We start from the raw sequence: 11862 nt of genomic DNA on the forward strand, positions 1-11862 counted from the left end.
AGTGCATAACTCTAATAAGGCACGCTTTCGATGAGGATGTAAAAATGCTCAGTCAGATACAACGTTTTGGTGGCGCAATGTTTACCCCTGTTCTGCTCTTTCCGTTCGCAGGGATTGTGGTGGGCATTGCAATTATGTTGCAAAACCCCTTATTTGTAAGTGAATCACTCACTGCACCGGACAGCTTATTTCATCAAATTGTTCATATTATTGAAGAGGGCGGCTGGACGGTATTTCGTAATATGCCGCTGATTTTTGCGGTGGGCCTGCCGATTGGCCTTGCGAAACAAGCGCCGGGTCGCGCATGCCTGGCGGTGATGGTCAGTTTTCTTACCTGGAATTATTTTATCAATGCCATGGGGATGACCTGGGGGCCTTATTTTGGCGTCGATTTTTCCCTTGATACCGTGGCCGGAAGTGGTTTAACGACCATCGCCGGAATTAAAACGCTCGATACCAGTATTATCGGCGCGATCGTGATTTCCGGAATTGTGACCGGTATTCATAATCGCTATTTCGACAAAACATTACCGGTATTTCTCGGCACCTTTCAGGGTACGTCATTCGTGGTGATGATCGCTTTTATCGTGATGATCCCCTGCGCCTGGCTCACTTTATTAGGTTGGCCGAAAGTGCAAATGGGCATTGAGTCCCTGCAGGCATTTTTGCGCAGCGCTGGTGCAACAGGCGTCTGGCTATATACCTTTCTCGAAAGACTGCTAATCCCAACCGGATTGCATCACTTTGTTTATGGACCTTTCATCTTTGGACCGGCTGCGATTGAAGGCGGGATCCAGGTTTACTGGACTCAGCATCTGCTCGAATTCAGCCAGTCTACAGAATCGATAAAAACGCTGTTCCCGGAAGGGGGCTTCGCCCTGTTCGGCAATTCAAAGATATTTGCCGCGCCTGGGATTGCGATGGCGTTGTATTACACCGCCGCACCTGAGAACCGTAAGAAAGTGGCCGGTCTGCTTATTCCGGCGGCATTAACCGCTGTACTGGTGGGCATCACCGAACCGCTGGAGTTTACCTTCCTGTTTATTTGTCCACCGCTGTTCGCGCTGCATGCGGTGCTGGCGGCCACCATGGCGACCGTAATGTACATGGCGGGCGTGTCCGGCAACATGGGCGGCGGTCTTATCGACACTATTCTGCCGCTGGACTGGATCCCGATGTTCCATAACCACGCGACGATGATGTTCACCCAAATTGCCATCGGGCTGGCCTTCACCGTTCTCTACTTCGTGGTTTTCCGGTCGATCATTCTGCGCTTCAACATCAAAACGCCAGGCCGTGAAGAGAGCGAAATCAAGCTCTACAGCAAGGCGGATTACCAGGCTGCACGGCAGAAAACCCCGGCTACGGGAATGAAACAACCCCAACCAAGCCAGGCGGCAGGTTTTTTGAATGCACTGGGTGGAGCTTCAAATATTCTCAGCGTCAATAACTGCGCGACCCGCTTACGCATCACGCTCGCTGACCCGGCGTTAGCGGAAAGCGATGACATCTTCAAAGCGCTGGGCGCTCACGGTGTAGTGCGGCGTGGCGATGCAATTCAGGTGATCGTCGGTCTTAACGTGCCCGTGGTTCGTGAACAACTGGAAACCCTAATGAAAGACAACCTATCCACGCCCAAAATGACATCCATGACGGAGGCAGTATCATGAAGCAATTTTCTGTAGTTGTTGCCGGTGGCGGCAGTACATTTACCCCCGGTATTGTGTTGATGTTGCTGGCAAATCAGCACCGTTTCCCTCTTCGTAGCCTCAAGTTCTATGACAACGACGGGGCGCGGCAAGAAACCATCGCTGAGGCCTGCAAAATCATCCTCAAAGAACAGGCGCCGGAGATCGAATTTAGCTACACCACGGACCCGAAGGAAGCCTTCACCGATGTTGATTTCGTGATGGCGCATATCCGTGTCGGCAAATATCCGATGCGTGAAAAGGACGAAAAAATCCCGCTACGTCACGGCGTGCTGGGCCAGGAAACTTGCGGACCAGGCGGTATTGCCTACGGGATGCGCTCCATTGGCGGTGTGCTGGAGCTGGTGGATTATATGGAGAAATATTCGCCAAATGCCTGGATGCTCAACTATTCCAATCCGGCGGCGATTGTAGCGGAAGCGACGCGTCGCCTGCGTCCAACAGCCAAAATCCTTAATATCTGCGATATGCCTATCGGCATCGAAAGTAGAATGGCGCAAATTGTCGGCCTGAAAGACAGAAAGCAGATGCGCACTCGCTATTACGGGCTGAATCACTTCGGCTGGTGGTCGTCGATTGAAGATCTGAACGGTAATGATTTAATGCCTAAATTGCGTGAACATGTCGCGAAATTTGGCTATGTACCGCCGACTGACGATCCCCACACCGAAGCGAGCTGGAATGACACGTTTGTTAAAGCTAAAGATGTACAAGCGCTGGATCCCGAGACGCTGCCGAATACTTATCTCAAATATTATTTATTCCCTGATTACGTCGTGAAGCATTCCAATCCGCATCACACCCGTGCCAATGAAGTCATGGAGCATCGTGAAAAGCATGTGTTCGGTTCTTGTCACGCAATTATTCAGGCCGGGAAATCGTCGGCAGGAGAACTGGAAATTGACGAACACGCGTCATATATCGTCGATTTGGCGGCGGCCATCGCCTTCAACACCCAGGAGCGGATGTTATTGATAGTGCCGAACAACGGGGCTATCCATAATTTTGATGCAGACGCGATGGTGGAAATTCCCTGCCTGGTCGGTAAAAACGGGCCAGAACCGCTAGTGGTCGGCGATATTCCGTTATTCCAGAAAGGGTTGATGAGCCAGCAAGTGGCCGTAGAAAAACTGGTCGTGGACGCATGGGAACAGCAGTCTTACCAAAAACTGTGGCAGGCCATTACGCTGTCGAAAACCGTGCCAAGCGCCTCGGTGGCGAAAGCGATCCTTGATGATTTGATTGACGCCAATAAGGACTACTGGCCGCCATTGAGATAATAAACATGCTTACCTTGCGTCTTCCTGGTTATGGAAGACGCAAGGCCAAAAGGGATCACCCGACAGGCTGCTGTCTCTGATTAAACCGCGCCGCGAGCGGCAGCCAGCACAGCAGAATCAATATCCCCATCAGGGTCATCAGCAAGCCAAGACTGCTTTGCCCGTTCTGTGGAAGCATTGCGGAAAACCAGGCCAGCGCGCCGGAACCGATGTTTTGCAAGCCGCCGACCAGTGCGCCTGCGGTTCCCGCGAGAAACGGGAAGGGTTCCATTGCCCCGCTGGTGGCAAGCGGGAATAGCATGCCTGCACCGAAGAAGAACAGCGCGGCGGGCACCAGTAGCGTCCAGACGTTCATCACGCCGAGCAGGCCCGGGATCCACATCATTAACCCTGCCAGCAGGCAGCTAATCACCGATTGCCACATCAGACTGGAGAAACGTTTGTTCTGACGTCCGGCAAACCACGCCCCGAAAAACGCGGCCGGAATAGGCAGAATAAACAGAATGCTGACGACCATGCTGCTGAGCCCAAGCCCAGCGCCTAACAGAACGCCGGAGCAGGCTTCAAACACCGCAATACCCGCCAGACCGCCAACGAGCATCAGCAGATAACAGGTGAAGGCGCTATTGCCGAACAGCGTTTTGTAACGGGTGATCAGTCGGGTCGGTGGCGCATTTTCCGGGCGCGTTTCCGGCATCCAGCGCGCCATGCTGAATGTCACGACGATGCACAGCACTAGCAAGAACCCGTAACAAGCACGCCAGCTCCAGACGGTATCCAGCATGCCGCCAATCAGCGGCGCCAGCAGAGGGCTAACCAGAATCCCCATATTCAACAGACTGTTCGCATGACGCAGCTGGGTGCCTTCGTACAGGTCACGTGGGAGCGTTCGCGCCATCACGCCGCCGACGCCAGTACCCATGCCCTGTAACGCGCTGGCGGCAATCAGTATCGTCAGGCTATGAGTGGTCATGGCGATAACCGTCGCCAGCATAAAAATCGTCATGCCAACCAGGATAACCGGTCGACGGCCCACACGGTCCGACAGCGGTCCGTAGAACAGTTGTGACACCCCGTAGGTCAGCAGATAGGCAGCCATCACGCTTTGTACCGCGCCTTCGCGCACGTTAAGCTCGCGAGCCATATCGGCAATCGCCGGAATATAAATGGTCTGCGCCATCTGCCCGACGGCGACCAGCAGCACCAGCATTAACAGCAAACTGACGTTCTTATGCCTTTTCATTCGATGAATACTTTGTAGAAAATGGAAAAGAAAGAATATGTGACTGGCACATCCCTTAAACGAGGGAGGAATCTACCACAGTAAAATGACAGAACAACCGTGAAGAGAAGATTGGCAAAGCGGTGCGGGGCAGGTTTTGTAAACAATTCTCGGCAACAATAGTTGCCAGAGCAGGGGCGCAGAATGTTGGAAAAGAGGGGCGGTTGCCCGCCCCTCTTTGGTACGGCCTGAACCTGATTACCGGAAGGTTTTCAGGACTGCATCAAGCAGTTGCAGCAACGCAACCATGAGTTTCAGGACTAATAAGGCCAGTTCCATTCCACCCATACGTTTCTCCTGTGGTGCAAGGAGAACTTCCGACTGACTTACCTATCCGCTGCCTGTCATCAGCCGTATTGTTGACGTAACACAGTGCGCTCTCCCGGGGGTTAAGGCGCTGACGGCACCACCCGTTTCAGCCAGGACTTTTTGTGCGCCGGTCGAACATGCGGCCCCCAAATGGCTCACTGCGAACAAATCCAGTATAGATAAATACTGTATGCATGAACAGTTGTTTTGTCGACAAGTTCTCGTGACTGCCCCACTCGCAATAACGCCGCAATCCAGGGCTGAAATTGCGCGAACGCCGCCGATCGCGTATACTTTTTCGGTTGACGTAACACAGTGTGCTTGGCGGTTACCCACCGTAAAACCACTGGCAAAACCTCGCTCCGGCGGGGTTTTTTGTTTTCTGATGTTTTGCAACGAAATGTGATCGTTAACGCAGAATTTTACGGAAAATGATAAAGATCTTGCTGTATATGGCTGGCTATGCTTGTATAAATCCAGTCAATCATTCAACGTCATGGTCCCTAATGAACGCTACCCTTAACGCACTGAACCTACTACCAACTGCGCTACCAGCCGCAGTGGTCGTCGTGCGTGTGGTGGTCGTCGTCGGCAATGCGCCGTAGGGTCCGGAACGCACGATTCCAAACCCCGCCGGCGCAAACCGGGCGGGGTTTTTTGTTTAAGCCTCCCCGGAAAGTCGGCCCAGAAGAAGAAGGACTGGAACATGGCAACTTCGGGCAAGGCTATGTCATCACAGGCGCCGTCACAGGCTAAGCGTTTTACCGGCGCGCAGTTAATCGTTCACCTGCTGGAACGTCAGGGCATCACTACCGTGACGGGCATTCCCGGCGGTACGGTTTTGCCGCTGTACGATGCACTCAGCCAAAGCAAACAAATACGCCACGTGCTGGCTCGCCACGAACAAGGCGCAGGGTTTATCGCCCAGGGCATGGCGCGCACGCAGGGCAAACCGGCTGTGTGTATGGCCTGTAGCGGTCCGGGTGCGACTAATCTCGTCACCGCCATCGCCGATGCACGCCTCGATTCCATTCCGCTGGTGTGCATTACCGGGCAGGTTCCCGCTTCAATGATCGGCACCGACGCGTTCCAGGAAGTGGACACCTACGGCATCTCCATCCCCATCACCAAACACAACTACTTAGTGCGCGATATCACCGAGCTCCCACAGGTGATCAGCGATGCGTTTCGTATTGCACAATCAGGCCGTCCAGGCCCGGTGTGGGTGGATATTCCGAAGGATGTTCAGACCGCCGAAATCGATATCGACGACCTGCCGATGCCGGGCTGCAAAGCGCCAGCGCCGGTATTTAGCCTGACCGACGTGCGTGATGCGGCGGCGATGATCAATGCCGCCCAGCGTCCGGTGCTGTATTTGGGCGGTGGCGTGATAAACGCCCCGGAGCACATCCGTAAACTGGCGGAAAAAGCCAACCTGCCGACCACGATGACGTTGATGGCGCTGGGGATGTTGCCGAAAGCGCATCCGTTGTCGCTGGGTATGCTTGGCATGCACGGCGCGCGTAGCACTAACCATATTCTGCAAGAGTCTGATTTACTGATCGTTTTAGGGGCGCGTTTTGATGACCGGGCGATTGGCAAAACCGAGCAGTTCTGCCCGAACGCCAAAATCATTCACGTCGATATCGACCGCGCTGAACTGGGTAAAATCAAACAACCGCACGTGGCGATTCAGGCCGATGTCGGTGAAGTGCTCGATCAGTTAATTCCATTGATCGAAGCCCAGCCGCGCACCGAGTGGCGTCAACTGGTAGCGGATTTGCAGCAGGAGTTTCCTTCTGCCATACCGCAGGCAAGCGATCCGCTGACCCATTACGGCCTGATTAACGCCGTGGCGGCCTGCGTGGATGACGACGCGATTATTTCCACCGACGTAGGGCAACATCAGATGTGGACGGCGCAGGCATACCCGCTCAATCGCCCGCGCCAGTGGCTGACCTCCGGTGGCCTCGGTACTATGGGCTTTGGCTTGCCAGCCGCAATTGGTGCCGCGCTGGCGAACCCGCACCGTAAAGTATTGTGCTTCTCCGGCGACGGTAGCCTGATGATGAATATTCAGGAGATGGCGACGGCAGCGGAAAATCAGCTCGACGTAAAAATTATCCTGATGAACAACGAGGCGCTGGGGCTGGTGCATCAGCAGCAAAGCCTGTTCTACAAGCAGGGCGTGTTTGCGGCGACGTATCCGGGCATGATTAACTTTATGCTGATTGCGCAGGGCTTTGGTCTGCAAACCTGTGACCTGAACGCGGAAGAAGACCCACACGCAGCGCTGCAGGCGATCATTTCCCGCCCGGGGCCTGCGTTAATTCACGTGCGAATCGACCCTGAACAAAAAGTCTGGCCGATGGTGCCGCCGGGCGCTGCAAATACTGAAATGGTGGGGGAATAAGCCATGCAAAACGCAATTCATGACAACGTCATCCTGGAACTCACCGTGCGTAACCATCCGGGTGTAATGACGCACGTGTGTGGCCTGTTTGCTCGCCGCGCGTTCAACGTCGAAGGCATTCTTTGCCTGCCAATTCAGAACAGCGATAAAAGCCGCATCTGGCTGCTGGTGAACAACGACCAGCGTCTGGAGCAGATGATCAGCCAAATCGACAAACTGGAAGATGTCAGCCAGGTGACCCGCCACCAGAGCGATCCGGGCGTGTTCAACAAGCTAGGCCTATTTTTTGAGTGATTCAGCGGCGGCTGGTTTCCAGTAATAAATTGCGCAGCCACTGGACGGTGGCTGTGTTCATTTTGCAAATCCCGTAAGCAATAAATCACATTATGGTATGTCTGGCTGTCGACATCACCGTGGATGCCATTATCATGTGCGAGCTGAAGTAAGTTGAGAGGACACATGATCTGGTTGACGTTAGCCACGCTGGTGGTGGTATTTGTGGTGGGATTTCGGGTCTTAACCTCGGATTCGCGCCGGGCGATCAGACGCCTGAGCGAGCGGCTGGGGATCACGCCCATGCACGTAGAATCGATGATCGATCAGATGGGTAAAACCATGGGCGAGGAGTACCTGCGCTATTTGCACCGCCCAAACGAAGCGCATTTGCAGAACGCTGCGCAGATTTTGCTTATCTGGCAGGTGGCGGTCGTGGATGCCAGCGAGTCCAATATGCTTTTCTGGCACCGTCAGTTACAAAAAGCGCGTCTTGCCGCTCCGGTGACCGATGCACAGATTCGTCTGGCGCTGAGTTTCCTGCGTGAGGTGGACCCCGATGTGTCAGAGTTCAACGCCTTCCAGCGTCGCTATAACCAGCTGTTTATGCCGCAAGACGGCGTGACCTGGCTGCACTGATATCACGATGAATGATGATTGCTATCAGCGATTGTCATTCACCCTCCACGATGAAACCTGTTCTCAGTTCGTGGCTATTTGTACCTATTTTCCGCAACCTGTTCCGCTTTCCCGCGCCGCTTGTTATAACTTCCTCACTGGAAGTGCACACCAATAATTAAAACGCCCCTACAAATAAAGGAACAGTCATTATGTCTGGAGTACGTCAACGTATTCTGGAGAATATGCAAACGTTCTCCAGAGCAATGATCGGCGCAGTCCTGTTTTTACCCGTTATTGGTTTAATATTGGCATTAAGTTCAGTATTAACTAATCCGACACTTATTTCTGAAACCAGTTTTTTGCATAACTTAGGGCAACTGCTGGGTGATACTTTCTGGCCGTTGTTTGGCAATCTTGGGTTATTATTCTGTATTGGCGTGAGTTACGGTCTGGCAAAGGACCGAAAAACCGAAGTCGCATTAGTTTCGGTGATGTGCTTTATTATGTTTCTCGGGGCTAACCACTCGTGGCTTGAATTTACACATCGCATTGCAGAAAAAATTAACGGTGAATACTACGGCACCGGGCAAACGCAATTACTCGGGTTTGTCGTCGTCGATATGGGCGTATTTCTCGGGATTATTCTCGGGTGTACCATCGCCTGGGTTCACAATAAAGTCGCCAGCATTGAATTACCCGGTGCATTGTCCATGTATGGCGGTGCAAAGCTGACGCTGGTGGCCATGACACCCGTAATCATTTTCTACGCCATCGCCTTTACCTGGATCTGGCCGTTTATGACTCACGGCATCACGGCGCTCACCGGTTTTATGAAGAACGCTGGCGTGGCAGGGGTCTTCGTCTACGGATTCTTTGAAAAATTCCTTATTCCTACCGGGCTGCATCACTTTGTCTGGTCACCGTTCCAGCTGACGCAAATTGGCGGCACGCTGAGTGTAGATGGACAAACTGTCTCCGGCACACAGGCTATTTTCCTTGCCTATATGCGCCACCCGGATTTAACGCCGGTCATGAACGAAGCGCTGCGATTCTCGCAGCAGGGGATGACCACGATATTCGGTCTGGCGGGCGCGTCCCTGGCGTTCTATCACACCGCGAAGCCTGAGAAAAAGCGCCTGGCGAAAGCGATTTTACTGCCCGCAATTATCACCTCAATGCTGACCGGGATTACCGAGCCGATTGAGTTTACCTTCCTGTTTATCTCGCCACTACTGTGGGTCATCCATGCCACACTGACTGCGGCCTCGCAGGCGATTTGCGACATCTTTACCGTGCGCCCTTGGGGGGCCGCTGGCCTGATTGAGTTTCTCATTTACAACCTGCCGCTGCCGGTTTCGCTAACCCGCTGGCCGCTGTATATCGTGATTGGTATCGGACAATTCGCCGCCTATTACGCGATATTCCGTACGCTGGTGGTGAAGTTAAATCTGAAAACACCGGGCCGTGAAGATGACGACGAGGTGAAGCTGTATAACAAAGCGGATTACCGCGAGAAAATTAAAAATAAAGCCCACGCCAATGATGCCGTGACCGACGATATTATTCTGGGCTTGGGTGGCAAAGAGAATATTGTTTCTGTCGATAACTGTTTTACTCGCTTACGTGTCGTTATTCGTCACCCCGAGAGCGTGGACGACGCAATATTAAAAAGCACCGGAGCAAATGGTGTGGTGCATAACCGAAATGAGGTTCAGGTGATATATGGCGTGCGGGTCGGTCAAGTCCGTACCCACGTCGATACCTGGCTGGCAACGCATTAATCAGGAGGAATAATGAAATTAACCGTATTAGGTGGCGGCGGTGTTCGCTCGGCCTTTCTGGCAAAATCACTGGCTTATAATGCGCACCGGATTGGCTTAAAAGAAGTCGTCTTTCTCGATAATTCAGAGCACAACCTGGCGATATTTGGCGAAATTGCGCGCTATGTGTTTAAGACCATTCGCCCGGATATTCATTTCAGCCTGACAACCGACCCGGTTGCAGCGTTAAAAGGCGCGGGATTTGTTATCACTACTTTGCGCGTTGGCGGCGATGAAAGCCGTATTCACGATGAGCGTGTGGCTCTTGAACATAACACACTCGGGCAGGAAACGACCGGCGCTGGCGGCTTTGCGATGGCAATGCGCTCCATTCCGGCGATCCTCGACTACTGCCGTCTGATTGAAGAGCATGCTGCGCCGGATGCGATCCTGTTCAACTTTACGAACCCTTCTGGGCTTGTGACCGAGGCCATTATTAAGTCTGGCTTTAAACGTCGGGTTTACGGCATCTGCGATGCGCCGTCGGAACTGATTCGCGAATTGCCGTCGATTCTGGGCTGCGACGAACGCGATTTGCAGGTGGAATGCTACGGCCTGAACCACTTCTCGTGGTTCACCAACTTTACCGTTCGCGGCGAAGATGTGACGGAAAAGCTTATTGCCAGCCCTGAGCTGTACAGCCACACCTGCATGCAATATTTCTCGCCGGAGTTGGTAAAGCAGTGCGATAACCAATTACTCAATGAATATCTGTATTACTACTACTATCGGGAAGAAGCGCTGGAAGCTATTCAGAAAGCCCCAGAAACGCGCGGTGAGCAGATTGCGCGTATCAACCACGCTATGCGGGAGGAACTGGCTACCATTGATGTCAAAGCCAACCCGGCGGCGGCCTTTGATATCTGGATGAAACACTATTTACAGCGTGAAAACAGTTACATGCAGAGTGAATCTCAGCAGGAGAAATTCAACCCCCGTGAGCCGCTTACGCTGCAGCAGTTTATCGAAGAGCCGGATACCGGCGGCTATGCCGGCGTGGCGCTGGATATTCTGGAGGCAGTAAACAGCGACACCAGCAAAAGAATTGTCGTGTCGCTTTCCAATAATGGCACGCTCGATTTCCTCCAGCCTGACGACGTGATTGAGATCAGTTGTGATCTCAGTAAAACCGGGCTCCAGCCGGTCACGCCGAAACATGTTCCCGTCGCGCAGAAGAACATGATCGCCTGTGTGAAAGAGTACGAGCGGCTCGCTGTGGCGGCAATCCTCAACCGCGACCGTCAATTGGCCGTGCGTGCGTTGATGGCGCATCCGCTAGTGGGCTCCTGGTCGCTGGCGAATAAACTGGTTGCGGCCTACCACAGCGATACCTATGGCAAAGGCTGGTAATTAAGCTCTGGGGGCATCGTGGGATGCCCCCAAGCCGCTCTGGCGAAACCACATTTTCAGCAGGTGCTCAAAACCTAAAATGCAGTAGCCGAAGAACGGGTTACTCCAGTAAATATCATCATCGTATTTCTGTGGATCGTGAATAATCAGTGCGGTATCGGCCGCCTGCGCCAACGGGCTTTGATAATCGCCAGTAAAACAAATGAGATCGATCTCTTTGCCGTCGAGCGCTTTCACCCAATTGAGCGCCGAACTGCTGCGACCTGATTTTGAAATAATCCAAATGGCATCAAACTTCGTGGCATTCTTTTGTTCAAGAATTTCGTAGTCTGGCCACAGCGCCAGGCTGGCATTCACGCCAATCACCAGGAATTTATTATAAATATATTGTGCAATAAGCTGAGAAAAACCGCTGCCATGAATCAAAATACGCTGTTGTTGTAAGCCTTGCAGCATCGCAGGTAAACGTTCTGGCGGCTGAATTTTCATAAAATCTACGTCATTCGTCACATCCAGTTTCGGCATGGTGATATTAAATTTGATAAAATAAACCAGCTCCAGCCATCCGCTGAATTTCAGTTTTTTGGCGAGGCGGATAATAGATGACGGGTTGCTGTAACAGCGTTCTGCCACAGAACGAATACCTTCACGCAGACAGTGTTCGGGATCGCTCTGAATACAACGCAGCACGGTTATTTCGGTTTTACTTAATTTGACTTCACGAAAAACATTTTCCAGTTCCATGCCTTCTCCTCAAATTCATGACAAGGACGGTAACAGATATGCAGAAAATAATATGTGTGAA

The 11862-nt window shown here is 52.7% G+C and carries 11 protein-coding genes; 8 read left to right on the forward strand and 3 right to left on the reverse strand.

What is annotated here, in order from left to right; all coding sequences use genetic code 11:
• The first annotated feature begins 44 nt into the window (after positions 1-44).
• Positions 45-1670: an alpha-glucoside-specific PTS transporter subunit IIBC gene (locus VH187_RS10710; RefSeq protein WP_329701435.1), complete on the forward strand. Its 1626-nt coding sequence runs from the start codon at positions 45-47 to the stop codon at positions 1668-1670.
• Entirely contained in the window at positions 1667-2989 is a 1323-nt protein-coding gene (locus tag VH187_RS10715; protein WP_329701436.1) for a 6-phospho-alpha-glucosidase, read from the forward strand. The genes VH187_RS10710 and VH187_RS10715 overlap by 4 nt, the downstream gene beginning before the upstream one ends.
• A 55-nt stretch (positions 2990-3044) precedes the next feature.
• On the opposite strand, the gene emrD is transcribed toward VH187_RS10715, so the two are convergent.
• Complete coding sequence (gene emrD, locus VH187_RS10720; protein ID WP_329701437.1) at positions 3045-4232, reverse strand: multidrug efflux MFS transporter EmrD; 1188 nt, start codon at positions 4230-4232, stop codon at positions 3045-3047.
• Between the two features lie 237 nt (positions 4233-4469).
• On the reverse strand, positions 4470-4559 hold the full coding sequence (gene tisB, locus VH187_RS10725) for a type I toxin-antitoxin system toxin TisB (RefSeq protein WP_312627997.1): 90 nt from the start codon (positions 4557-4559) through the stop codon (positions 4470-4472).
• Between the two features lie 527 nt (positions 4560-5086).
• Between tisB and ivbL the strand changes: the two genes are divergently transcribed.
• From ivbL to VH187_RS10755, 6 genes are all read left to right on the forward strand, one after another.
• Entirely contained in the window at positions 5087-5185 is a 99-nt protein-coding gene (gene ivbL / locus VH187_RS10730) for an ilvB operon leader peptide IvbL (protein WP_329701438.1), read from the forward strand.
• Positions 5186-5307: 122 nt separating this feature from the next.
• Positions 5308-6993, forward strand: coding sequence for an acetolactate synthase large subunit (ilvB, locus tag VH187_RS10735; RefSeq protein ID WP_414713926.1), 1686 nt, complete (start codon positions 5308-5310; stop codon positions 6991-6993).
• 3 nt (positions 6994-6996) lie between these two features.
• The gene (gene ilvN, locus VH187_RS10740) at positions 6997-7287 is read left to right on the forward strand and encodes an acetolactate synthase small subunit (protein ID WP_329701440.1); all 291 of its coding nucleotides are present in this window, start codon (positions 6997-6999) and stop codon (positions 7285-7287) included.
• A gap of 165 nt (positions 7288-7452) precedes the next feature.
• On the forward strand, positions 7453-7905 hold the full coding sequence (locus tag VH187_RS10745; protein WP_329701441.1) for a DUF1198 family protein: 453 nt from the start codon (positions 7453-7455) through the stop codon (positions 7903-7905).
• A gap of 191 nt (positions 7906-8096) precedes the next feature.
• On the forward strand, positions 8097-9668 hold the full coding sequence (locus tag VH187_RS10750; protein WP_329701442.1) for a PTS transporter subunit EIIC: 1572 nt from the start codon (positions 8097-8099) through the stop codon (positions 9666-9668).
• Positions 9669-9680: 12 nt separating this feature from the next.
• Positions 9681-11057, forward strand: coding sequence for a family 4 glycosyl hydrolase (locus tag VH187_RS10755; RefSeq protein WP_329701443.1), 1377 nt, complete (start codon positions 9681-9683; stop codon positions 11055-11057).
• On the opposite strand, the gene VH187_RS10760 is transcribed toward VH187_RS10755, so the two are convergent.
• Positions 11058-11801, reverse strand: coding sequence for a MurR/RpiR family transcriptional regulator (locus VH187_RS10760; protein WP_329701444.1), 744 nt, complete (start codon positions 11799-11801; stop codon positions 11058-11060).
• Between the last annotated feature and the right edge of the window lie 61 nt (positions 11802-11862).

Origin of the sequence: Scandinavium sp. (assembly GCF_036271055.1) — a bacterium.
In the GTDB taxonomy this organism is placed as follows: Bacteria; Pseudomonadota; Gammaproteobacteria; order Enterobacterales; family Enterobacteriaceae; genus Scandinavium.

What these genes read in the sequence shown, in the direction of transcription:
- VH187_RS10710 (WP_329701435.1), top strand. Translation starts at nt 45, where the DNA reads ATGCTCAGTCAGATACAACGTTTTGGTGGCGCAATGTTTACCCCTGTT.
- VH187_RS10715 (WP_329701436.1), top strand. Translation starts at nt 1,667, where the DNA reads ATGAAGCAATTTTCTGTAGTTGTTGCCGGTGGCGGCAGTACATTTACC.
- emrD (WP_329701437.1), bottom strand. Translation starts at nt 4,232, where the DNA reads ATGAAAAGGCATAAGAACGTCAGTTTGCTGTTAATGCTGGTGCTGCTG.
- tisB (WP_312627997.1), bottom strand. Translation starts at nt 4,559, where the DNA reads ATGGGTGGAATGGAACTGGCCTTATTAGTCCTGAAACTCATGGTTGCG.
- ivbL (WP_329701438.1), top strand. Translation starts at nt 5,087, where the DNA reads ATGAACGCTACCCTTAACGCACTGAACCTACTACCAACTGCGCTACCA.
- ilvB (WP_414713926.1), top strand. Translation starts at nt 5,308, where the DNA reads ATGTCATCACAGGCGCCGTCACAGGCTAAGCGTTTTACCGGCGCGCAG.
- ilvN (WP_329701440.1), top strand. Translation starts at nt 6,997, where the DNA reads ATGCAAAACGCAATTCATGACAACGTCATCCTGGAACTCACCGTGCGT.
- VH187_RS10745 (WP_329701441.1), top strand. Translation starts at nt 7,453, where the DNA reads ATGATCTGGTTGACGTTAGCCACGCTGGTGGTGGTATTTGTGGTGGGA.
- VH187_RS10750 (WP_329701442.1), top strand. Translation starts at nt 8,097, where the DNA reads ATGTCTGGAGTACGTCAACGTATTCTGGAGAATATGCAAACGTTCTCC.
- VH187_RS10755 (WP_329701443.1), top strand. Translation starts at nt 9,681, where the DNA reads ATGAAATTAACCGTATTAGGTGGCGGCGGTGTTCGCTCGGCCTTTCTG.
- VH187_RS10760 (WP_329701444.1), bottom strand. Translation starts at nt 11,801, where the DNA reads ATGGAACTGGAAAATGTTTTTCGTGAAGTCAAATTAAGTAAAACCGAA.